General features: G+C 37.8%; 19 protein-coding genes. 18 read left to right on the top strand and 1 reads right to left on the bottom strand.

Features of this window, described 5'->3' with window-relative positions; genetic code table 11:
* Positions 1 to 33: 33 nt before the first annotated feature.
* From H9N25_RS18170 to tsf, 15 genes are all read left to right on the top strand, one after another.
* Positions 34 to 3,252, top strand: coding sequence for a UvrD-helicase domain-containing protein (locus H9N25_RS18170; RefSeq protein WP_190326790.1), 3,219 nt, complete (start codon positions 34 to 36; stop codon positions 3,250 to 3,252).
* Positions 3,253 to 3,259: 7 nt separating this feature from the next.
* Entirely contained in the window at positions 3,260 to 6,115 is a 2,856-nt protein-coding gene (locus H9N25_RS18175) for a PD-(D/E)XK nuclease family protein (RefSeq protein WP_167297309.1), read from the top strand.
* 221 nt (positions 6,116 to 6,336) lie between these two features.
* Positions 6,337 to 6,894: a GNAT family N-acetyltransferase gene (locus H9N25_RS18180; RefSeq protein WP_167297310.1), complete on the top strand. Its 558-nt coding sequence runs from the start codon at positions 6,337 to 6,339 to the stop codon at positions 6,892 to 6,894.
* A gap of 23 nt (positions 6,895 to 6,917) precedes the next feature.
* Positions 6,918 to 7,274, top strand: coding sequence for a bleomycin resistance protein (locus tag H9N25_RS18185; protein ID WP_167297311.1), 357 nt, complete (start codon positions 6,918 to 6,920; stop codon positions 7,272 to 7,274).
* Between the two features lie 196 nt (positions 7,275 to 7,470).
* Positions 7,471 to 8,457, top strand: coding sequence for a pyruvate dehydrogenase complex E1 component subunit beta (locus H9N25_RS18190; RefSeq protein WP_167297312.1), 987 nt, complete (start codon positions 7,471 to 7,473; stop codon positions 8,455 to 8,457).
* A gap of 487 nt (positions 8,458 to 8,944) precedes the next feature.
* The gene (locus H9N25_RS18195; protein ID WP_167297313.1) at positions 8,945 to 9,364 is read left to right on the top strand and encodes a hypothetical protein; all 420 of its coding nucleotides are present in this window, start codon (positions 8,945 to 8,947) and stop codon (positions 9,362 to 9,364) included.
* A gap of 78 nt (positions 9,365 to 9,442) precedes the next feature.
* The gene (locus H9N25_RS18200; protein WP_167297314.1) at positions 9,443 to 9,817 is read left to right on the top strand and encodes an iron chaperone; all 375 of its coding nucleotides are present in this window, start codon (positions 9,443 to 9,445) and stop codon (positions 9,815 to 9,817) included.
* Positions 9,818 to 9,908: 91 nt separating this feature from the next.
* Entirely contained in the window at positions 9,909 to 11,249 is a 1,341-nt protein-coding gene (locus H9N25_RS18205; RefSeq protein WP_167297315.1) for a DUF4419 domain-containing protein, read from the top strand.
* A 112-nt stretch (positions 11,250 to 11,361) separates the two neighbouring features.
* Complete coding sequence (locus tag H9N25_RS18210) at positions 11,362 to 13,650, top strand: Tex family protein (protein ID WP_190326791.1); 2,289 nt, start codon at positions 11,362 to 11,364, stop codon at positions 13,648 to 13,650.
* 228 nt (positions 13,651 to 13,878) lie between these two features.
* On the top strand, positions 13,879 to 14,490 hold the full coding sequence (pnuC, locus tag H9N25_RS18215) for a nicotinamide riboside transporter PnuC (protein ID WP_223833431.1): 612 nt from the start codon (positions 13,879 to 13,881) through the stop codon (positions 14,488 to 14,490).
* Positions 14,491 to 14,568: 78 nt separating this feature from the next.
* The gene (locus tag H9N25_RS18220) at positions 14,569 to 15,102 is read left to right on the top strand and encodes an ORF6N domain-containing protein (protein WP_190326793.1); all 534 of its coding nucleotides are present in this window, start codon (positions 14,569 to 14,571) and stop codon (positions 15,100 to 15,102) included.
* A 371-nt stretch (positions 15,103 to 15,473) separates the two neighbouring features.
* Positions 15,474 to 15,917, top strand: a complete 444-nt coding sequence (rplM, locus tag H9N25_RS18225; protein ID WP_010602007.1) for a 50S ribosomal protein L13 — start codon at positions 15,474 to 15,476, stop codon at positions 15,915 to 15,917.
* Between the two features lie 3 nt (positions 15,918 to 15,920).
* A complete protein-coding gene (rpsI, locus tag H9N25_RS18230) occupies positions 15,921 to 16,307 on the top strand; it encodes a 30S ribosomal protein S9 (RefSeq protein ID WP_167297320.1) in 387 nt (128 codons plus the stop codon).
* Between the two features lie 18 nt (positions 16,308 to 16,325).
* The gene (gene rpsB, locus H9N25_RS18235) at positions 16,326 to 17,159 is read left to right on the top strand and encodes a 30S ribosomal protein S2 (protein ID WP_057931874.1); all 834 of its coding nucleotides are present in this window, start codon (positions 16,326 to 16,328) and stop codon (positions 17,157 to 17,159) included.
* Positions 17,160 to 17,288: 129 nt separating this feature from the next.
* Positions 17,289 to 18,134, top strand: coding sequence for a translation elongation factor Ts (gene tsf / locus H9N25_RS18240; RefSeq protein WP_167297321.1), 846 nt, complete (start codon positions 17,289 to 17,291; stop codon positions 18,132 to 18,134).
* A gap of 143 nt (positions 18,135 to 18,277) precedes the next feature.
* On the opposite strand, the gene H9N25_RS18245 is transcribed toward tsf, so the two are convergent.
* Positions 18,278 to 19,483, bottom strand: coding sequence for a metallophosphoesterase (locus tag H9N25_RS18245; RefSeq protein WP_190326794.1), 1,206 nt, complete (start codon positions 19,481 to 19,483; stop codon positions 18,278 to 18,280).
* A gap of 85 nt (positions 19,484 to 19,568) precedes the next feature.
* Here H9N25_RS18245 and nagA point away from each other — a divergent pair, with 85 nt between their 5' ends.
* From nagA to H9N25_RS18260, 3 genes are read left to right on the top strand one after another with little or no spacing between them, the layout of a single operon-like run.
* Positions 19,569 to 20,660: an N-acetylglucosamine-6-phosphate deacetylase gene (gene nagA, locus H9N25_RS18250; RefSeq protein WP_190326795.1), complete on the top strand. Its 1,092-nt coding sequence runs from the start codon at positions 19,569 to 19,571 to the stop codon at positions 20,658 to 20,660.
* A 10-nt stretch (positions 20,661 to 20,670) separates the two neighbouring features.
* Positions 20,671 to 21,633 carry an MBL fold metallo-hydrolase gene (locus H9N25_RS18255; protein WP_190326796.1) on the top strand — a complete coding sequence of 321 codons (963 nt, stop codon included), beginning with the start codon at positions 20,671 to 20,673 and terminating at the stop codon, positions 21,631 to 21,633.
* Between the two features lie 55 nt (positions 21,634 to 21,688).
* Entirely contained in the window at positions 21,689 to 24,961 is a 3,273-nt protein-coding gene (locus tag H9N25_RS18260; protein WP_190326797.1) for a TonB-dependent receptor, read from the top strand.
* The last annotated feature ends 62 nt before the right edge of the window (positions 24,962 to 25,023 follow it).

The raw sequence follows: 25,023 nt of genomic DNA on the forward strand, positions 1-25,023 counted from the left end.
TTGTAAGTTTAAATTTCCGAGAGATATCAAATTATGCCCCAGCCCCTCAAAATTCTTCAAGCCTCTGCAGGTTCCGGTAAAACGTTCAGTTTAACTGCACATTACCTTACATTGCTATTTAGTGGCGATAATAAATATCGCGAAATTTTAGCAGTAACCTTTACCAATAAGGCTACCGAAGAAATGAAAACCAGGATCCTCGAAGTATTACTTGGGCTGGCAAAAGGTAATCCATCAAAAAAAATCGACGACTATCGGAAGCTTATTCTACTCGCCTATCCGATATTAAGCCCACAGGAATTACAATTTAAAGCAGATAAGATATACCGTAAGATCCTGCATGACTATAGTCGTTTTTCTGTAAGTACCATTGATGGCTTTGTTCAAAAAGTAATTCGTGGTTTTGCTTTTGAACTTGGCCTAAATGCCGATTATAATTTAGAAATGAATTATGATAAGGTGAAAGATGATCTCGTAAATAAACTGGATGAAGCTTTAGACCATAACAAACAGCTTTTGCAATGGATTATCGACCTGGCCATCGAACGCATCAGCGACAATAAAAGCTGGAACTATAAATTCGAACTCTATAACCTCATCGGAGAAATATTTTCTGAACGTTTCCAGATTTTTGAAGATGCGGTTAGTGTTTTAGGTTTAGAAAACATTGATGAATTATTTAAAAAATACATTAGTGTTACCAAAGCCGAAATCAAAAACTTTGAAGAAGAACTGATTTCGCTGGCTACCGAAGCGAACGAAGCTTTGAATGTGATCGGGGTAGAAACCGAACACCTCAAAGGGAAATCGAGAAGCCCGCTGGCTAAAGTTATCCTGGTCGCCAGAGGCGATTTTTCGAAGATTGAACCACTTTTCAGTTTAATCAACGAGCCAGATGAGTGGTTTCAGAAGAATACAAATTTCCCAGAAGCTTATGATACGGTAAATCCGATACTACTAAAGTTAAAAGCGCATTATTTAGCGCATTTGCCAAACTACAGTCTGGCTATTGCCTTTAATAAAAACCTTTATTATTTAAGGTTAATGCAGGAAATTGCAGTGCTTTTGAAAGAATACAGGGCCGAAAACGATAACTTGCTCATCAGCGATGCTCAAAAACTGATTTCGGGAATTACAGAAGATGCCGGCGACAACCCTTCGTTTATCTGGGAAAAGGTGGGCAACAGGTATCGCAATTTTTTATTCGACGAATTTCAGGATACTTCCACTAGTCAATGGGGAAGTTTTAAATCATTGTTGACCAATGCTATGGCCACGCCAAGTCAGGATTTGATTGACCACCTGATTGTTGGCGATACTAAACAGTCTATTTACCGCTGGCGCAATGGCGATTGGAACATTCTGCATAAACAGGCCAAGCTTGATGTTGGTGCAGAAAATGTACTCGAAGAAAGTTTAGAAGAAAATTACCGCAGTGCAGAAAACATCATTACTTTTAATAATTTCCTTTATAAAGCTATTCCGCTTACTTTACAAAATGAGCTGAATGAAAATCTGGCTACCAAACCTGAAAGTATTTCCAAATGGTGGCAAGAACAGCACTATCAACAGATTATTACAGATATTTATAGTGGATCGACCCAAAATTTCGCCACCAATACGTTAAAAGGAGGAACTATAAAAATCAAAAAATTCGGTAAAGATCATGCACCAAATGAAGCGCGCTTTACTGAAACTGTTTTTAGGGATATTGCCCTGGATGATGTCGTTGAAGAAATAAACTACCTCAAAAATGAGCAGAAATATGCACTAAAAGATATCGCCATTTTGGTACGTTCGAACAGCGAAGCTTTATTAGCTGTTAAAAAATTAATGGAGCACAAGCTGCCTGTTTTATCGGGCGATGCCTTACTCATTTCGAATAACTCAGCCATTCAACTCATCATTAATACCTTAAAAGTGCTGATCGGTTTAGAAGCTCAAACGGCCCTTTATAAGGCCAATTGTATTGCTCTTTATCATTCTTTGCACGATAAAGAGATTGATGCCAATTATTACCTCAACCTCACCAATAAACCTTTAAGCACGCTTACCGCCGTTTTACCCGTTGCTTTGTGCGAGAACTGGCAAAGCTGGCTGCAACTTCCACTGCCCGAGCTGGTAGAGATATTAATTGAAAGTTATGGATTAAAAAATCTCACCAACAATTTACCTTACCTACTCGCTTTTAGAGACTTGACGGGCTCTGCTGCAAAACTAGGTGAAAAAGGTATTATTTCATTTTTAACCTGGTGGGAAGAAGACGGTATTAAAAAATCATTGCCTTCACCAGAGGGTGCCGATGCCATACAGATCATTACCATCCACAAATCAAAAGGTTTAGCATTTAGGGCCGTTTTTGTACCTTTTTGCAATTGGGAAATTAAAGGTAAACCCAATGGCACTTTCTGGGTTTCATCAGAAGAAACGGTTTATAAGGAATTAAAAGGTATTCCTTTAAAATATAATGAGGCATTGGCCGATTCGGCAATTGCAAAGGCATATTACGAAGAGCTGCTTTATAATAATATGGACGCCCTTAACATGCTTTATGTAGCCACCACACGTTCTAAAGATTACCTCTACATTGCTACAATGGCTAAAAAGGAATTGAAATTATCCAATATGGGCGATGTAATCAATTTCACTTTCGATGAGCAATTTGATGAAAATGGCGTGTACGAAATCGTTGATCATGTAATGGTTGAAAGTAAAACTGAAGAATCGAAGTTCATTAGTTTAAATAGTTATCCAACCACTACGCGCTTATCAGAGCTTTATATCCCTTCTGAAGACAAACATTTAAAACACCTGGTTAATATTGAGAAATCAGGTAGAAAAGGTTCCTTATTACACGATATCCTGGCCAGTGCCAGTAATACAAAAGAAGTAGAAGATTATACCATAAACCTGGTTTTGCAGGGCATTATCAAAGAAGAAGAAAAGCAGAAATTAATCGATTCGGCATTGGAAGTATTAAACAATCCCGAACTTCAGGTCATTTTGGGTAAAGCGAGCGAAAGTATAGTAGAAAAAAATATTATTGATGCCAATGGAAAACTGCATCGCCCTGACCGCGTTTTGATTAACGCCGACGAGGTAATCATCCTTGACTATAAATTTACCCTCGAAGAAAGCGATAAACACATCGAACAGGTAAATAATTACAGAATCTTACTTACTGAAATGGGTTATCAGAATATCAAAACCTATCTTTTCTACGCTGTTAAAGGCAAATTGAAATTAGTATAATATGCAGATGAAACCATTTTTACAGGAAGTTGCCGAAGATCTAGTTGCCCGATTTGGAAATCAGCTGCAAAACTGTGCCATCGTTTTTAACAACAAACGTCCATCTGCATATTTGCAGAAACACTTTGCTGATATTATTGGGAAACCTTTTTTTAGTCCCGCATTTTTTACCATACAAGAATTCTTTGCCAGTTCTACCAGTTATAAAATAGCCGATTTTTACCTGCAGTTTTTCACCCTTCATAAAATTTATAACCAACTGCTTGCAGAAGAGAAGCTGGAAAATATATCAAGCCACAAGTTTTTTCCTTTAGCAAAGATCATCTTAAGCGATTTTAACCAGATTGATGCTGATCTGGTAGATGCAGAAAAATTATACCGCGACCTGGAAGATATTTCGATGATCAATAAAGATTTCGATTATTTAAGTCCAGAGCAATACGAGTTTCTTGCACAGTTCTGGACTTCCTATTCTGAAGGAAAACATAAAAAACAGCAGGAACTCTTCATCAAGATGTGGCGCCGGATGCCCAAGCTTTACCATAAATATCACACTACGCTTAAAGAGCAGGGTTATTTAACAAATGGTTCGGTTTACCGTTATCTGGCGGATGATATTACCAACCATCAGGAGTTTATCTCCAATTTTGATAAAGGGAAGATTATTTTCGTTGGTTTTAATGCGTTGAGCAGTGCCGAGGCTAAAATATTTACACAGTTACAGGAAGCCGGCAAAGCATTGTTTTATTTTGATGCCGACACGTATTATTTAGATGATGTTTCGCAGGAGGCAGGTTTGTTTTTGCGTAAAAACATCAACCAGCTTGGATTGAAAAATGAATTTGCAGGGCAAGAAAGCTTAATGAAATCAGCACAGCACCATGTAAATGTTTTTAAGGTTCAGGGACAATCGGCACAGGCCAAAATCCTAAACAATATTTTAGCAGAAGATTATACCGCAGCCGAAACCGTTGGAAAAACAGTGGTGGTTTTAGCAGATGAGAGCCTGTTGATCCCAACTTTACAGACGATTCCAGCTACATTTAACGGAAAAGAAATCGACCTCAACGTAACCATGGGCTTTGCGCTATCAACCTCGAGTATTTTTGGGCTGGTTGATTTATGGTTAAGTAGTCAGCTGGAAATTTTACAGCGGGATAAAGTAAGTTATAAAAATGTAGAAGCTTTTTTAACCCACCCCTTAACAGGCCTTACCCAAAAAATGCGGGATAAAATCTTAACCGCATTATTGGAAGAAAACAAAGTAGAGATCGATCATAAACGATTATTGCGCCAAAGTGGGCTGTTTGAAACTTTTTATAAAAAAATCGATGATCCGCAACATGTGGTCACCAATCTTTTGGATGTACTCGATTATGTGCTCATGCGTTTATCGAACGCTAAAACACTAAAAAAGATAGACGCTGAACTCTTTGTAAAAACCATACAGGAATTAAACCGGTTACACGATACCTTTAGCAACCATATCGGTAAAGAAGAAATTCCTTTTGTAATTTACCTCGTTCAAAAATCGTTGCAGGCCATTGCAGTACCACTTTCCGGCGATCCGCTCAACGGTATACAGATAATGGGCTTACTCGAAACCCGGAACCTAAATTTCGATAAAGTAGTGATTTTGGGTTTTAACGAGGGTATTATTCCAAAATCATCCATTGGCAATAGCTTCATTCCTGATTCTATCCGCCGTGTTTATGGACTTCCGGTTCTTGAAAATCTCGATGCTATTTCCTCTTACATGGTATACCGTCTATTACAACGGGCAAAGAATATCAATTTTGTCTATAATAGCTTAACAGATGAATCTACCTCTGGCGAGGCTAGCAGGATTTTAAAGCAGCTTGAGTACGAAAGCGGCTTTGAATTCACCTACAACGAGCTTAACCTGGAGGTAAAAACCGAGCCATTTAAAGAAGTAAAGATCGAGAAAACCAATAATGCCTTTATCCAGGAAACACTTCAAAAATACCTCGATAAAAAAAAGGTGCTTTCGCCCTCGGCACTTACTCAATACATTTCCAATCCGATAGATTTCTTTTTCAATTACATTGCAGGCATTAAAGAGCCTAAAGAGATCAGTGCAGTGGTAGAAGCCAACGAAATCGGTTCGATTTTGCACAAAGTGATGGAGTATTTTTACGAGGATTTAAGGTCGGCTGAAATTACTGCAGCGCGGATTAAAGAGAAACGGAAACAGATTCCCACGCTGATACAAAAGGGTTTTAATGCCGTGATGTTTAAAAATCCCGATACAGTGATGGAATATAAGGGGATGCAAAAGGTAATTTTATCAATTGTTGATGCCTATGTAAACATCATTTTAAATCAGGATGAAGCACAAACGCCATTCAATATCATTAGTCTCGAACAAAAAGTAGAAGCCGAAATCAGTTTCTCGCTTAAAGGAAGAGAGGCCAGCGTTAAGATATTTGGTTTTATAGATCGTGTTGATGTAAAAGACGGGGTAACTAAAATTATTGATTATAAAACCGGTAGTGACAAGTTAACTTTTAAAGATATTCCAGAGCTATTTAATTCTGATGGCAAGTACATTAACAAAGCGCTGGTCCAAACCTTATTATACACTTATGCCTATGAACAATTTTCGGGAAAGAGCTTTGTAGAACCGAATCTATATGTAGTAAAAACCATGAGCATAGATGGTGTTTGGTTTAAATCGGGCAGGCAAAATCTATCTGGCGCCTATTTAGAAGAAATTAAACCGGAATTCCTTACCGAATTAAGAAAAAAACTGACCGAGCTTTTCGAGGCCCCCTATTTTGTAACCAGCGCTGTTGAGGATAACTACAAATATTCTATTTACAAAACTTTGTTTGGGAAATAGTTTCAACCGCAAAGAAATAAAGTAAATCGCAAAGAGCGCCAAGTGCTTAGTAAAATAAACACAGAGCACACAAAGTAAGCCACAGAGTACTCGGAGCCGGATTGAAAAATATCAGCTTCGTGTCCTGCGTGAAAATCTCCGTGTGCTCTGTGGTAAAACAAAACTTTGTGTTCTTTGCGAAAAACTTTGCGTGCTTTGCGGTTAATCTCTTAAATTTAAAAATGCTAACCTTAAATTTCACAAAATTTCCTGTACTGGAAACCGAACGCTTAATCCTTCGAGAACACGATCTTGCTGATGCCGAAACACTTTTTGCCATGCGTACCAATGAAACGGTAATGAAATATATTGACAGAGAAAGGCCCAAAGATATTTTTGAGATCAAAGATTTTATCTCACGTTTTAGAAATGGTTACGAAAATGGCGATAATCTGGCTTGGGTAATTGCCTTAAAAGAAAATCCTAAACAAATGATCGGATCCGTAGGATATTGGCGGACAGATTTTGCTAACCATAGGGCCGAAATTGGTTACATGCTCCATCCCGATTATTGGAGAAAAGGAATTATTTCCGAGGCGCTGAAAAAATCAATTGCTTTTGGCTTCGAAGAAGTTAACCTACACACCATCAGTGCCAATATTAACGTAGAAAATGATGCATCAAGGCAAATGCTGATCAAACATGGCTTTGTAAAAGAAGCACATTTTAAACAAGATTATTATTTTAGGGGTCAGTTTCTTGACAGTGAGATTTATGGATTATTGAACCCAAACCATTAAATTGATATAATAGCTTAGGTAAAATGCTTAAAACCGCTACACCAATTCTCGCTTCCCTAAATGCCGAAGAAACCATAAAATTTTATACGGAAAAATTGGGTTTTACTTTCCATGACAACTGGGATGGTTACGTTATTTTTAGTAAGGACGATATCAGCATCCACCTGTGGCCAACCGATGATGAAAGCATCCCTAAAAACACGGGCTGTTATATTTACGTTACTGCTGTTGATGAGCTTTATGCTGCCTATACCAAGCAGGGCGTAGTTCATCCAAATGGGAAATTAAAAAATATGCCTTGGGGCATGAGGCAGTTTTCCATTCTGGACAACAGCGGCAATATCATCCATTTTGGAGAAGATATTTCGGAAAAAGCGTAAGCTTTAATACAAAAAGCTTAATAAAAACACAATTACCCAATAATATTTCCCCTTTAAACGGATAAGCAAAAAATATAGTCGAAAAAGTGCGAAATAATGAATCAAAACATCCATAATTATTACAAAACATAGGCATTTTAGCCTTTGGTTTCAAAGCGATTAATAATTATATTTGCCACCGTTATTAAAATTTACAATGAGAGAAATCCAATTTAGAGAAGCACTACGCGAAGCCATGAGCGAAGAAATGCGTAAAGATGACCGCGTTTTTTTATTAGGTGAAGAAGTAGCAGAATATAACGGTGCGTACAAAGTAAGTCAGGGTATGCTTGATGAATTTGGTGCAAAACGCATTATCGATACCCCGATTGCCGAATTAGGTTTCGCAGGTATTGCAACTGGTGCCGCAACAGCAGGCCTTATTCCAATTGTGGAATTTATGACCTTTAACTTCTCATTAGTAGCTATCGATCAGATTATCAATGGTGCTGCTAAAATTTTATCAATGAGCGGTGGTCAGTTCTCATGTCCTATGGTTTTCCGTGGCCCAACAGGTAACGCAGGTCAATTAGGCGCACAACACTCTCAAAATTTCGAAAACTGGTTTGCAAATACGCCTGGATTAAAGGTGGTAGTTCCGGCTACACCTTATGATGCAAAAGGTTTATTAAAACAATCAATCCTTGATCCTGATCCAGTTATTTTCATGGAATCGGAGGTAATGTATGGCGATAAAGGCGACGTTCCTGCAGAAGAATATTATATTGAACTAGGAAAAGCAAACGTAACCAAGCAAGGTACTGATGTAACCATTGTTACTTTCGGTAAAATGTTAACCCGTGTTGTAAATCCAGCCGTAGAAGAATTAACTAAAGAAGGAATCAATGTTGAAGTGATCGATTTACGTACCGTACGCCCTATTGATTACGATACTATTATTGCTTCTGTTAAAAAAACAAACCGTTTGGTTGTTGTAGAAGAGGCATGGCCTTTGGCATCTCTTTCTGGCGAAATTGCTTTCATGGTACAAAAACATGCATTCGATTATTTAGATGCACCAGTTTTACGTATCACTTGTGCCGACGTTCCACTTCCATATTCACCAACTTTAATCGCCGCAAGCTTACCAAATGCTGAGCGTGTGATTAAAGCAGTAAAAGAAGTAATGTACGTTAAAAAGTAATTACAAATTGTTAGTCTGAGCCTGGGCAAAGACCAAAAGATATAAATCCTCCAAAGCAATTTGGGGGATTTTTTTATTCCCATTTCTATGCCTTCTGTGCTTCCGTGGCAAATATTTGAAAACTTATGTTCAGTAATTCTTCGTTTTCATCAGCCCCGCCATTCATTGCAATCTTTTTGGACCATTACCTACTCTAATTATCGTCATTGCTGGGGAGGAAGGACGAAGCAATCTATTTTCGTAAAAGCATCAAAAAGTATTTCCATTTCTGTCTGGTTTAGTTAACCATGGTCTGTACAAGAAACACAATTCAGTTCCTTACCTAAGCGCAAAACTGCGCCCATAATTTGATTTAATTAATCTCAAAGTTGGTGGCCGACATAATTTTCTATAATTTAATATCAGAATGTGGGAAAAGTTAAAGGACATTATTACGATTATCATTTTGGTCTCGATCGGATTGGTTCTATTATTAATCTGTTCACCAATGATTATTATCTCAATGATCAGCGATCATATTGAAAAGAAAAAAAATGATAAATTATATCTCGAGTATCTTTTAGAAATTGACGGACATAAACTCTTTTGTTATAATAACAGAAGAGATTGCCAAGAATTTATCGAGAAATACATTATCCCAACCTTACCAAGCGAGGTAAAATTGATTTTCCTTGATGGAAGATCTCCAAAATCAGACTATTCGCAAAGGTTTGCTTCAACTGTATTATATAAAATTGAAAATCAGGTAGGCTTCCCTTATCTTTTGAAAGTTCAAAACGGTATTGTTCTGGAAAAATCAGTCAATAACGAACTTTACAATAGTTTAAATCAAGGACATGATATTCAAGTTTTATTTAATGTGATGAATAAATTTTATCAAGAAGAACATGACACTCAAATTCCTTAGCTGCGATTTTTCCAGTCATCAGGATCAGCGAATAGCTTTTAAGAAATTTTGTAAATTCAGCTTACAAAACCACCGACCATGGAACAGCCCAAACCAGAAAACATCGATCAATACATTGCAAATTTCCCAATAGAAACGCAAAAGCTATTACAGCAAATCCGTGAAACTATACACAAAGCCGTACCAAAAGCCAACGAAGTAATCAGTTATGGTATGCCGGCCTTTAAACAAAACTCGGTGCTGGTTTATTTTGCTGGCTATGCTAAACACATTGGCTTTTATCCAACCGGTTCAGGAATTGAAGCATTTAAAGAAGAATTTACCCAGTATAAATGGAGCAAAGGAGCTGTACAGTTTCCCTTAAATAAACCTTTGCCTTTAGATCTGATTACCAGAATCACCAAATTTAAAGCAGAAAGGGACTCAGAGAAAGTTAAAAAGAAGAAATCATAATATCCCTAGTTTCCTATCTGGGTATAAATTATGGAAAATAGTTCTAAAAAGCATCTGTTTAGTAAAAACTTACTAAAGCGACGCTAACCAGATGAAAAAATTACTTTTACTCCTAGTCATCTTTATCTCTACCAAATCATTTTGCCAGAAAGCAACAGTTGTAGAAATTGAAACACTTTCGAAACCTGAAAAACTTATCCCCGTTGTTCCTACCCAGGAAATACTTAAAGTATTGAAAGCAGATGTTGAAAAAAACGTCGATAATTTACCAGATAGTTTAGTCTATTATGGTGAACATCCATTTTTAACAGGCATTTTAAATTCCTACATCAATCATAGGCCGTTTACCATCTCTCCGGACATCTTCTGGTTACTCATCAGTCAGGGTTTTGCCCGGCATATCACTCAAAATGCTGAAGAACTCAGGTCGCAGATGGTCGACTTTGAGGGCAGGAAAACCTTAACCGTAGTTTCAGATAAAATTGCGATCGGTAATCCCAAATCAGATTGGACATCCATTTTCCCGCAGTTTAACGAACAGATTAACGATTATACCGGTAAAAAATTGGTGGGCATTTTAACTTCCGATTTTAGCACCACCACACCTACCTCGAAGATTGTAAGCCAGGTTACGATAATGGAAACCGTGAAATCTTATTTCGAATTTAAGGTGATTATGATTGGTTGTGGCATCCCGAAAATCACTATCGAGGGAACTACTCAGGATTGGAAAAAATTACTGGAGAAAACAAAATATCTCTCTCAGTATAAATTAGAATGGTGGACAAAGGAGCTCATCCCAATTATAGAAGAAATTATAGCGGCGAAAAAAGGAAAAGCGAATAAAGATTTCTGGATGAATATGGTAAAATACCATACCGAGAAGAAATGTGGCACGGTAAATACAATCGACGGTTGGATCGTAAAGTTCTTCCCTTATACCAAGGAAGGAAATAAAACAGACTTAAAACCCATTACCAGTGTAAATAATCTGGCTTCAGAAATTGTAAAAGTTCCTTTTATCCTCGAAGACGCACAGGCTCACACAAAACATAACATGGAAATCTGGGCAGGATTTATCGGCTTATCCCAAAACAGCAGAGATTTTACTGTAAAACCTGAAATGAGCTGGGCTATTGTAAATAAAGACCGTGCACCATCCGAAGCTTCCGTTTTTGGCAATAAAACCAACACCGATGATCTTTCAATGAGCAACATTAACGAAATTCCAAAAGAGCTCTATGCTTTAAAAAGCATCGGCACACTGCGGATCAAATTCACTAAAAACATTAATGTCCCTGATGATCTGGGTAAAATTGAAATCAGGAGATTAGAACTTACTGGGCAGATTACAGCGGCTGAAAAGCAAAGACTTGTAAAACTGTTCCCCAACAGCTGGCTGATCATAAATGGGAAAATGATCGAACGCTGATTGCTTTTTTCAAAAACTTACTCACAAATTTCGGTGGAAAACTTCATTCTAAAAATCCTTAAATCCCGCAAATCCTGATTAGCTTTGCTTCTTTAATTTTTACCTTTAGGATATGTTAACCCACCATAAAATAATTGCAACCGAATTAAAAGTTGCAGAAAAACAAGTAATCGCAACCGTAAACCTATTAGATGAAGGTGCAACTGTACCCTTTATTTCACGCTATCGCAAAGAAGCAACAGGCAGCTTAGATGAGGTTGAGGTAGCAGCAATCCGCGATCGGGTTTTGCAGCTACGCGATTTAGACAAGCGCCGAGAAGCGATTTTGAAATCGATGACTGAGCTTGACAAGTTAACACCCGAACTGGAAAAAAAGATTAATGAGGCCGAAACCATTTCGCTTTTAGAAGACATTTACCTGCCATTTAAACCTAAGCGTAAAACACGTGCATCAGTTGCAAAAGAAAAAGGATTAGAGCCCTTGGCTTTGCAGATATTTGAGCAGAATGCTTTTGATTTAGATGCATCAGCAGAGAAATTTATTGATGCAGAGAAAGGTGTTAATTCGCTTGATGAGGCTTTAGCTGGTGCAAGGGATATTATTGCTGAAATGATTTCTGAAAATGCCGAAGCCCGCACAAAAATGCGCACTTATTTTCAGGAAAAAGCTGTCTTTAAATCAGAAGTGATCAAAGGAAAAGAAGAAGAGGGCATTAAATACAAAGATTACTTTGAATGGAACGAGCCGGTTAAAACGGCTGCATCGCACCGTGTTTTGGCCATGCGCCGTGGTGAGAAAGAACTGATTTTAAGATTAGATGTACTTCCTCCTGCAGAAGATGCCATTACCATTCTAGAGAACCAGTTTATTTTAGGCAATAACGCAGCTTCAAAACAGGTACAACAAGCCTTGGAAGATGGTTATAAACGTTTGCTGGAGCCGGCAATGGAAACCGAACTCCGTGTATTTACCAAACAAAAAGCAGATGAAGAAGCCATTCGGGTTTTTGCCGAAAATGCGCGTCAATTGTTATTGGCAGCGCCAATGGGGCAAAAAAATGTATTGGCGATCGACCCTGGTTTCCGTACTGGCTGTAAAGTGGTTTGTTTAGATAAACAGGGTCAGTTATTAGAAAATACAGCGATTTATCCGCATACTGGACAAGGCAATGTAAAAAATGCAGAATTCACCATCCAACAGCTTTGTGAAAAGTATGATATTGAAGCTATTGCCATTGGTAATGGTACCGCAGGAAGAGAAACCGAAACTTTTGTTCGAGCTTTAAACTTGCCGCACATCACTATAGTAATGGTTAACGAAAGTGGCGCTTCGATTTATTCGGCATCAGAAGTAGCCAGAGAGGAATTCCCTACACAGGATATTACCGTACGCGGAGCCGTTTCAATCGGTCGCCGTTTAATGGATCCATTGGCTGAACTGGTAAAAATTGACCCAAAATCTATTGGTGTTGGTCAATATCAGCACGATGTTGATCAAAATAAATTACAGGCAAGTTTAGATGATACCGTAATCAGTGCAGTTAACGCTGTTGGTGTAGAATTAAACACTGCCTCAAAGCAGATTTTAGCCTATGTTTCTGGCTTAGGGCCAACTTTAGCACAGAATATTGTTGATTACAGAAATACACATGGTGCTTTTAAAAACCGCGAAAGCTTAAAAAAAGTTCCTCGCTTAGGCGACAAAGCTTACGAACAGGCAGCGGGTTTCTTGCGTATCCGCAATGCAGAAAATATATTGGATACCAGTGGCGTACACCCGGAGCGCTATGCCGTTGTCGATCAAATGGCTAAAGACCTGGGCACCACTGTTTCAGCCCTGATGAAAGATACCCAGTTGCAAAAACAGATTAAACCACAGCAATATGTTACGGATGAAATTGGTTTACCTACCCTTAACGACATTCTAAAAGAGCTAGCCAAACCAGGCCGCGATCCGCGTGAGCAGTTTGAAGCTTTTAGCTTTACAGAAGGGGTTAATGAAATTGCAGATTTAAGAACAGGCATGAAATTGCCAGGCATTGTAACCAATATTACCAACTTTGGCGCCTTTGTTGATATCGGTGTGCACCAGGATGGATTGGTACACACCAGTCAGCTGGCAAACCGCTTTGTGGCCAATCCTAATGATGTGGTAAAAGTGCATCAAAAGGTAGAGGTTACAGTGATGGAGGTGGATGTAGCCCGCAAAAGGATTTCGTTGTCAATGAAAACTGAAGCTAGTCCGAAGTCGGAAGTCCGCAATCGGGAATCCAGAGAGCAAAAGCCTAAGCATGACTTTAAAAACCACAATAAGCAAAACTTTAAGCCACGCAATGAGCCAAAAAATGCTGATGGCGATTTACAAGAAAAATTAGCCAAGCTTAAAGGCATGTTTAAATAATCTCATTTAAACGGGGCCGTCATTTCCTGGAATACAGCGAAATGACGGCCTATCTATTCTCTAATCTCCAGTATTTTCTTCTGTAAGCTTCGATATCATCTTTGCATGATATGAAAATCATTGGCTACAAATAAATTATATACATTAGTATTTTGTAGATTTTCCAAAAAGAAAAAGATGGATTTTTTCGATGCCCATAGTATATTTTTCACGGTTCTTGGCTATAAAATGAGCTATTTAGAATTCTTTGCTGTAATTACCGGGATTATTTCCGTTATACTTTCAGCAAAAGCTAGTGTTTGGAGCTGGCCCATGGGTATTGTTAATGTATTTTTATCTGCTTTTTTATATTATCAAAGCCAGCTTTACCCGGATATGTTTTTAATGGTTTTCTTTTTTGTAACCAACATGATGGGTTGGTGGCGATGGACAAATCCAAAACCAGGGGAAGAAGATAAAAATAAGGAGCTTAAAATCAGTTTTATGCCGCTAAGACAATTTCTAGTCCTACTGGCCATTGGCATTGTTGGCACGTTATTAATGGGCACTTTGGCCAGTCAACTCCACAACTGGCTACCACTATTGTTTAATTTACCCAGCGCTTACCCCTTTATTGATTCATTTATTTTTGTAATGAGTGTGATTACCACTTTTTTAATGATCCAGAAAAGAGTGGAATGTTGGATTATCTGGTTGATTATCGATGTTGTAGCCACTTACCTTTATTTTCTAAAAGGAATTAAATTTATGGGAGTCGAATATTTTATTTTCACCATTATTGCTGGTTTTGCGTTGTGGAACTGGATTAAAGAATATAGGAGCTACGCTAGAACTGTATAAGTGAATTAAAATATTGTAGCCCCAATGTAGGTGTAAATAAATCTATTTTTGTATCTTCAATTTAAATCCAAAAATGATATGACAGCGAAAACACTGCTTCCTATCATCCCTGATAATATTGTAGTTAATAAAATTTACGAGCTGAGAGGCCTCAAAGTGATGCTAGATAGTGATCTGGCAGAGCTGTATGGTGTAGAGACTAAGCGACTCAATGAGCAAGTGGGGAGAAACCCTGATCGATTTCCTAAAGACTTCATGTTTCAGCTTACTGATGACGAATGGTTAAACTTGAAGTCGCAATTTGCGACTTCAAGTTGGGGTGGTAGAAGAAAACTTCCTTATGTTTTTACTGAACATGGCATACTAATGCTTTCGAGTGTATTAAACAGCAAACAAGCTATTCAGGTAAATATCCAGATTGTTAGAATTTTCTCTCGTATCCGTCAATTTATTATTGATAATGGCGAGCTCAAACTGGAAATCGAAGAGATTAAAAAGACGCTGAATAATCATGATAAAAACATCGAGTTGGTTTTTACCTATCTGGATAGGCTCATCGATAAGAAAATTGGGCCAAGGAAAAGGATTGGCTATATGCCTGATGATTTGTAATATCCGTAAGCAAATTTACGTTTTGAAGGTGTGATGATTTGCTATTAACCATTAATAGCGATAGCACCTAGCCCAAAAGGAGTCGAAATGACGCCCGATTTTTGAAATTTATTATTGATAGGTACGACAGCAGCATTTAAAAGTTTTAGCTTAAAGCTCAACTGGAACAACCCGAAGAAAGAAGAGTGTCATTTTCCAGATACTTAAAACCTACAGAATTTAGATACTGAAATAAATTCAGCATGACGATCGCAAGTTAAAACGCAAAACTTTTTTCAATCAACTATTTGATAATAAAAGTTTTCTACCTATCTTTGCAGTCCCAAATTTAATGGGAATAATAAATTGTTTAATAAATTAAATACAAGCAAGTGAATACGTTAAGTTACAAAACTGTCTCGGCCAATGCGAAAACTGTTAACAAACAGTGGATTGTTGTTGATGCGCAAGGCGAGATTTTGGGGCGCTTGTCATCGAAGATCGCTATGATCATCCGTGGTAAAAACAAGCCTGAGTACACCCCACACGTAGACTGCGGTGATAATGTTATCGTTATCAATGCAGACAAGGTTAAATTGACAGGAAACAAATTCAGCGAAAAGCAATATGTTTCTTATACTGGTTATCCAGGTGGTCAACGTTTTATTTCTCCTAAGGAGTTAATGGCGAAACACCCTCAACGTGTAATCGAGAAAGCGGTACGTGGTATGTTACCGAAAACTAAATTGGGTAAAAAACTTTACACCAATCTTTTTGTGTATGCTGGTGAAACTCATCCTCATGCAGCTCAATCTCCAAAAACCATTAAACTTTAAGAAATGTCAGTTACTAACACTTCAGGAAGAAGAAAAACAGCTGTTGCACGTATCTACTTAAAAGATGGTGCTGGCGCAATTACCGTTAACGGTAAAGATCACAAAGTATATTTCCCAACTTTACCTTTGCAATATATCGTAAACCAAAGTTTAGAAGTTTCTGAACTTGTAGGTCGTTATGATATCACTGTAAATGTACAAGGTGGTGGAATAAAAGGACAAGCAGAAGCTGTTCGTTTAGCTATTGCTAAAGCGATTGTTGAACTAGATGCGGAGAAAAAACCTGCATTACGTGCTAAAGGCCTAATGACGCGTGATATGCGTATGGTTGAGCGTAAAAAACCAGGACGTGCTAAAGCTCGTAAGAAATTCCAATTCAGTAAACGTTAATCACAGGAGGCAAAGACAATGGCAAGAACAACTTATCAAGACTTATTGGATGCAGGTGTACACTTTGGTCACCTTACCCGTAAATGGAATCCAAAAATGGCTCCTTACATTTTCATGGAGCGTAATGGAATTCACATTATAGATTTAAATAAAACTTTAACTAAAACTGAAGAAGCTGCGGCTGCGATTAAACAAATCGTAAAATCAGGACGTAAAGTATTATTTGTTTCAACAAAAAAACAAGCAAAAGGAATCGTAGCTGAACAAGCTAAAAAAGTAAACATGCCTTTCGTAACCGAGCGTTGGTTAGGTGGTATGTTAACTAACTTTGCTACTGTTCGCAAGTCAATCAAAAAGATGTCTAACATCGATAAAATGACTAAAGACGGTACTTATTCGATCTTATCTAAAAAAGAGCGTTTAATGATTCAGCGTGAGCGTATTAAATTAGAATCACTTTTAGGTGGTATTGCTGATTTAAACCGTTTACCTGCAGCTTTATTCTTAATTGATGTTAAGAAAGAACACATTGCAGTTACTGAAGCGTTAAAATTAAACATCCCTACTTTTGCGATGGTTGATACTAACTCTGATCCTTCTAACATCGATTTTCCTATCCCGGCGAATGATGATGCTACAAAATCAATCTCTTTAATTACTGATGTAATTATCAAAGCTATTGAAGAAGGTTTAGATGAGCGTAAACGCGAAAAAGATGATGAGGCTGAAAAAGAAGCAGTAGCTGCTAAAGCTGCCGCTGATGCTCCGGAAGCAAAAGAGCCAAGACGTAAAAAAGCTGCTGAGGCAGAAGTTGAAGCGTCAGCATCAGAAGAAACTAAAACAGAAGAATAGTAATATTTTTTAATTGCAGGTTACTGGTTTCAGGTTTTAAGTTGGCTTAACATGAGTTTAACTTGGCGCTTGTAACTTGTAACCTGTAATTGTTATAACAAGATTGTAAAATTTAAAAAAGGAAATAAAATGTCTACAGTACAAATTACTGCCGCAGATGTAAATAAACTACGCCAACAAACTGGTGCTGGTATGATGGATTGCAAAAAAGCATTATTAGAAGCTAATGGCGATTTCGAAGCTGCTGTTGATTTATTGCGCAAAAAAGGTCAAAAAGTATCTGCTGCTCGTTCTGGCAATGCAACTTCTGAAGGTCTGGTATCTATCAATGTTTCAGCTGATGGCACAAATGGTAAATTAGTTGCTTTAGCTTGTGAAACTGAGCCAGTTTCTAAAGTTGAAGATTTCCGTAACCTTGCTCAGGCTGTTTTAGCTGCAGCAGTTGCCAACAATCCTGCTACTACTGAAGAATTATCAGCAATTACTTTGGAAGATGGCCGTACAGTTGCCGAAACCATCACTGAATTAACCGGTAAAATCGGTGAAAAAATCGTTATCCAGGAGTATGTAAATATCTCTGGTGAAAAAATCGTTTCATATATCCACTCAAATGGTAAAATGGGCGTTTTAGTGGTATTTGAAGGCGCTAATGGTGTAGATATTACTGAAGCTGGTAAAGATGTTGCTATGCAGATTGCAGCAATGAACCCAGTTGCTGTTGATAAAGACGGTGTTGATCCTGCGACTATTGAGCGTGAAATCGAGATTGCGAAAGACGTTATCCGTCAAGAAGGTAAACCAGAAGAAATGGTTGAAAAAATCGCTGCTGGTAAATTGAACAAATTCTACAAAGACAGCACTTTATTAAACCAGGAGTTTGTTAAAGATAGTTCGGTAGATGTTCGTAAATTTTTAGATAACACAGCTAAAGGTTTAACTGTAACTGCTTTCAAACGCGTACAATTAGGTGCATAAGCATCTATAAATGATAAAAAAAAGTCCCGATGAAAATCGGGACTTTTTTTTATCATTTATATTTCAAGGAACAGCCGTCATCGACTGAAGCACAGCAAAATGGAGAGATCTTTAGATAGATTTCTCGACTGCATGTGGCTTGTCTACTTTCTCAATGCAGTATAAGCACCAACTTCTTTTCCCGAATCATCAAGCATACTCGCCACTAATTTATTTCCATCTGCTTTTATCTTGGTAATGGTTCTCGTTCCTGTCCTTGGTCCGCCACCAATAATTAAAGGATAATGATTTAGTGTTTTATCAGGTTGGTGCACCATGTACTTATGGGTATGGCCACTCAAAACCAAATCTACTTTCCCCTGATTCAACAATGGTTCAAATAACTCAGTACAATGTTTTGGCCCATGTGCATCGCCCGAAAAGCGAGGCGGGATGTGCATCAATACTACTCTAAACGGCGCTTTTTTAAATTCCTTTGAATTTATTTCTTTTTTAAACCATTCGGCCTGCTGAACTCTGTAATCGTCAAAATCTACGATACCTGCGTACACCGGATGCGCATCTTCTTTATCTTCACCAGTATCTAAAATTACAAAGCGAACAGGGCCCAATGTAAAAGCAGCATGGCCAACATGCATATAATATTGTGGAAATTCGCGCGCAAATTTACCACGTGTTTCATGATTACCCCTTACGTAGATAAAAGGTGTATGCTTTGCGAAATTTTCTACACAAGGCTGGAGCATGTGTTCAATTATCTGTTTTTCATCAGTTTGATAATCAAATATATCACCATTAAAGAAAATAAAATCTTGCTTTTTATCTGGAACAAACCCTAACAATTGAGAGATTGATTCTGGGCGATCGTGTATATCATTCATCATTAAGAACGAAACCTCTTCCTTAGCCACATCGGCATTCACAAATTCTTCAACAGCACTACTTACCGTTACACCGTAGGTTAGTTTGTAGGGTTGGAAATCTTTAATTTCCTTCGAAACGATTTTATAATAATATTTTGTTCCTGGTTTTAAATTTTTTAACGTTACTGCATTCAGCTTGCTATTGGCTTGCATTAAACCTAATTCAGCTTTTCCATAAGCTTTTTGATTCAGCTGATCTGCCTGTTCGCCATACTCTACCCAACCTGCAGCAGTTTTATTGGTTAACCAAAGAATGGTCATCGAGTTATTAAAGTTGGTTTGTAAATAAGGTCCAACTGCAATCTTAAATTCATCTTCACTAAGGGGTACGCTTGCAATGGTTGCAGATGGCGCTACTAAAGTAGCAGCGCTTAAAGTTAGGCTGGCCTTTAAAAAACTCCTCCTATTTGACTGATTTTCATTCATTTGGTTATTTTATCTTATTACCCAAATATATAGCCACAATATTTAACTTTGACCATGTAAGATTAAATTTACTCAAACGTTTGATATGCCTAAAGTAATTTCCAATACCTCCTATTTTCAGGGCAACGATTTAAAAAAGAATCAGAATATCTCAATCGACGGTGTTATCATTTCAGATATTATCGAAAGCAGCAACAGAGAAAACGGCCGGTCGCTTGTTGTGCCAGGCTTTATAGACTTACAGATTTATGGTGCAGGTGGCCGATTATTTTCTGCCGACCCAACTGTCGAATCATTAACCATAATGGAAGATGATCTGCTTAAAAAAGGCACCACAGGCTTTTTGGCTTGTATGGCCACAAATTCTCCGGAAGTTTTTAACGAATGTATCAAAGTAGCTAAAGAACATCGCTCAGCGGCCAAGAATTGCCTGGGTTTGCATCTAGAAGGACCATATTTAAACCCTAAACGCCTCGGCGCGCATGTACCTGCTTTTGTACGTAAGGCTTCTTTAGATGAGGTTAAAAAACTGATCGATTTTGGTGACGGCGTAATTAAAATGATGACCATTGCCCCAGAACTTCAGGATGAAGGGGTAATTGAATACCTATTGGATAACGGTGTGGTTATTTCATTAGGCCATAGCAATGCCACTTTTGAGGAAGCTACTGCGGCCTATAACAAAGGCATCCAAACCACCACACATCTCTTTAATGCCATGAGCCCTATCCATCATCGCGAGCCTGGTATACCAACGGCGGTTTTTAATCATAACAAGGCTATGGCCAGTATTATTGCCGATGGGCAGCATGTAGATTTCGAAGTGATTAAATTTGCGCAGAAAATATTAAAAGAACGTTTGTTTCTCATCACTGATGCAGTTACGGCCTGTTCCACAGGGCCATATCAACATATTGAAAAAGGAAACAAATTTGTTATGCCCGATGGTACACTATCTGGTTCATCGCTTACTATGGTAGAAGCCGTTAAAAACTGTGTATTACATTGCGGTATTGCCCTAAATGATGCGATTAAAATGGGAACCCTGTATCCTGCAAAATTAATTGGGATTGAAAACCTGACAGCGAGTATAGAAATTGGTCACCAGGCAAATTTATTGATTATTGATGATAACTTAAATTTAAAAGAGGTCGTATTTAAAGGCGAAACGATATAACTCATTCAACATGTTAAAAAAAATATTTTCCGCTCTATTGCTATTGTCCCTTTGTGCCATTCATTCTTCGGGACAGGGAATAAATACCGCGTTTAAAATAATACCGCTTGGCGTAAAAGGCGGCGATGACGAGAGTAATTTATCTTCTTATATGATTGCACCGAAGGGCAGCGAAAAATATGTCTGTCTTGATGCTGGTACAATAAATGCAGGTATCCAAAGAGCGATTGATCATCAATCGCTAAAAGGAATAAGTGAAGAAATTCAACGTAAACAGATTAAAGGATATTTGCTTTCACATGCGCATTTAGATCATGTAGCAGGTTTAATAATCAACTCGCCAGCCGATACGGCAAAAAACATCTATGGTATGCCTTCCGTGCTCAACACGTTAAGGGATAAATATTTTACATGGGATGCCTGGGCCAATTTTGCCAATGAAGGCGAAAAACCTCAACTTAAAAAATATACTTATTTCCCATTGATTGGAGGCAATACTTATCCGTTAGAGGGCACAGAAATGAAGGTAAAAGCTTTTGAACTAAGCCACGGAAATCCTTTTAAAAGCACTGCTTTTCTGATCAGCCATGGTGAAAGTTATGTATTGTACCTCGGAGATACCGGCGCAGATGAAATTGAAAAATCAGATAAACTCGCCAACCTGTGGCAAAATATAGCACCACTCATTAATTCAGGGCAGTTAAAAGCCATATTAATGGAGGTATCTTTCCCAAATGAACAGCCAGAGAAACAATTATTTGGACACCTTACACCAAAACTTTTTTACAGTGAACTCTCCAAACTACAAAGTTTAACCAATGAAAAAGCTTTAAAGAAAATTTCTCTTATTGTAACCCATATTAAACCTCCCCAACATAATGCAGAAAAAATAAAACAACAACTGCTCTTAGGAAATATACTTAATTTAAACTTAATATTTCCTGAACAAGGGAAACTGTTAACGATTAATTAATATAAACAAAACATTAGCTACAGCAAGTCAGAGTATTTTTGTTAAAAAATTACTCATGAAAAAAACCTTACTATTGTTTACAACATTTTTATTTTTAATTCTCTTAAAAATTGATGCTGTAGCACAAAATGAAACAACAGCCTCTATAAATGGTATGGTGGCCGATAGCAAAGGCCCAATTAGCGGGGCTACTGTTATTGCTATACACGAACCATCCGGTTCAAGATATGCTACATCTACCAGAACAGACGGTCGTTACAATTTACCTGCTATGCGTATTGGTGGCCCTTACTCCATTACGGTCTCTTTTATTGGTTTTAAAAATCAAACACAACGAATTGAAAAATTAGCGCTTGGCCAAAGTTCTACTTTAAATGTAACGCTAAGTGAAGATGCCAGCAATTTATCGGAAGTTACGGTATCAGGAAAACAAAGCAAAGTTTTTAACTCAGGCAGAACAGGTGCATCGCAGAATATCTCGAGAACTGCAATCCAAAATTTACCCACTTTAAACAGAAGTTTTACCGATTTTGTTAAGCTAACGCCACAGTTTTCGTTACAGTTCGGAAGTCCAAGTATTGCAGGAAGAAGTAACCTGGCCAACAATTTTACTGTAGATGGAGCTTTGTTTAATAATGCATTCGGCCTGCAAGGCACCATAGGTAGCCAAACGAGCTCGCAACCGATTAATATGGATGCCTTCGAAGAAATTACTGTAAATATTGCACCTTACGATATTCGTCAAAGTGGTTTTACAGGTGCAGCAATAAACGCAGTAACCAGAAGTGGTACAAACGAGTTTCAAGGTTCATTAAATACTTACTACAGAAATCAGGATTTGGTAAGTGATTACAATTATGCTGGATTAAAAGCACCAGTAACCAATTTTAGCCTTAAAGGTTATGGTTTTACCTTAGGTGGACCAATCATTAAAAACAAATTATTCTTTTTTGCCAGTGGAGAATTAGAAAGAAGATCGGATCCAGGAACCGGATTTGTAGCTTCAAGGGGCGGAAGTACCGGCCCAAATATTTCTCAAGCAAAAGGAGAAGATTTAGATAAATTAAGTTCATTCTTGCAAACGCTTGGTTACAATCCAGGTGCTTATGAGAACTATGCTTTAAAAACAAGAAGTGACAAATTATCGGCTAAATTAGATTACAACATTGATGATAAAAACACTTTAAGTTTAAAATATTTCTATTTCAGATCTTACAAAGATATTTTACCAAGCAATAGCGGGGCACCAAAAAATAACCGCCAGCCATCGCAGCTAGGCCTTCCATTCCAATCAGCCGGATATGGTATCAACAACAATATGGATAACGTTAACCTGGAATTCAGAACCCGTTTTAACAATAAATTCTCTAATCAGTTAACAGTTGGCTACAACAACATGAACGATTTCAGAGAGTCTAAGGGTAACAAACCGTTTCCTCTTGTTGATATTATGAATCCTGACGGAAGTTCGTACACTGCTTTTGGTTACGAACCCTTTACAGCATTTAACTCTCTAAAAACTAAAGTTTATCAAGTTACCGATAACTTTAATATCTATGCAGGTCGCCACGAAATAACATTGGGCGCTAATTATGAAGGTTATAGAACGCTTAATGGCTTTGCCCCAAACTATTATGGAGCCTATACTTTTAACAGTCTTGCCGATTTCTATAATAGTGCAAATAATGGTGTATCGAATGCAACAAAATATCAGATTCAATATTCGGTTTTGCCTGATGGATCATTCCCTTATGCAGAAATACATTCAAATATGTACGGCCTGTATGTACAGGATGCCTTTACAGTGAGCGATCAATTAAAATTAACAGCAGGATTACGTGCAGATTTAACTGATGTTTCTTCGCCAGCATCATTAAGCAATCCAAATGTAGAAAAGTTAACCTTCGAAAATGGAGAAAAAATTGATGTGAGCAGGTTCCCTAAAAGTGCTATTTTATGGTCACCACGTTTAGGTTTTAACTGGGATGTAAACCACGAAGGAAAAACACAGGTACGAGGCGGTACAGGATTATTCACCGGAAGACCTCCGCTAGTTTGGGTTTCTAACCAAGCCAGCAATAACGGTGTTCAATTTGGTTCAGAATCCATTACCAATCCAACGAACAGACCATTTAGTCCGAATGTTGATGCCTACAGAAACGTAAATAAAGCTACTGCAGCAAATAATACAGCCTATAACCTTGCCGTTACTCAACAGGATTTTAAATTCATGCAGGTTTGGCGTTCTAACTTAGCTGTCGATCAGAAATTGCCTGGTGGCATTACCGGAACTATCGAAGCATTGTATTCAAAAGATATCAATTCTGTTTATTTCCGCAATGTGAACTTAAATACTTCTGCGTATACACTTTTAAAAGGTGCTGATAACCGTCCGAGATATACTGGTTCAAGAATTTACGGATCATCAACCCCTACCCCTGCAAACCCGAATATTTCTGATGCAATTGTAATGACCAACACCGATAAAGGTCATAGCTTATCCATTACAGGAACATTATCAAAAGAATTTGCAGGCGGCCTTTTTGCAACTGCTGGTTATACTTATACAGATTCAAGATCAGTTAATGATGGTGGTTCTATCGCTCAGTCTATGTGGAGAGATCGTCAGGTTTCAGGTAGCCCGAATACCGATGCGCTTTCATACTCAAGCTACATGGTTAAAAACCGCTTTATTGCATCTGTTGTTTACAGAAAAGAATACATTAACCATTTAGGAACAACATTCTCCATGTTTTACCAGTTACAAGATGGTTTCAGATACTCTTACACTTATGGAAACGATTTAAATAACGACGGTTTAAGTGGTAATGATCTGATTTTTGTTCCGGCAAATAAATCTGATATTGTTCTGGTACCAGAAAATGCTGCAGATACCCGTACACCTGATCAACTTTGGGCTCAACTAAACAGCTACATCAGTCAGGATAGTTATTTGACCAAAAGAAGAGGTCAGTATGCAGAGCGAAATGGCCTTGTTGGTAATGTAATCGGCACGCTTGATATTCGTCTTGCACAAGATTTGTTCGCAAACCTTAAAGGCAAAAAACATTCTCTTCAACTAACTTTTGATATTTTCAATTTTGGAAATATGATTAATAAAACCTGGGGAGTTCCAAAATTTGCTAATAGAGCTAATGGACTACTTAACTTTAAAGGAATTGATGCTGCAACAGGAAATCCTACGTTTTCTTTCCCTTACTTAAATGCAGAGAACAACGTACCTCTTGTTAATACCTTTTCAAACAGTATTGATGAAACCGCACGCTGGAGAATCCAGCTTGGGTTAAGATATAGATTTAATCAATAATCTTTTTAAACTATATAAACAATTAAAAAATGGCCTGATTGATTAATCAATCAGGCTATTTT

It is taken from the genome of Pedobacter riviphilus (assembly GCF_014692875.1).
Classification (GTDB): domain Bacteria; phylum Bacteroidota; class Bacteroidia; order Sphingobacteriales; family Sphingobacteriaceae; genus Pedobacter; species Pedobacter riviphilus.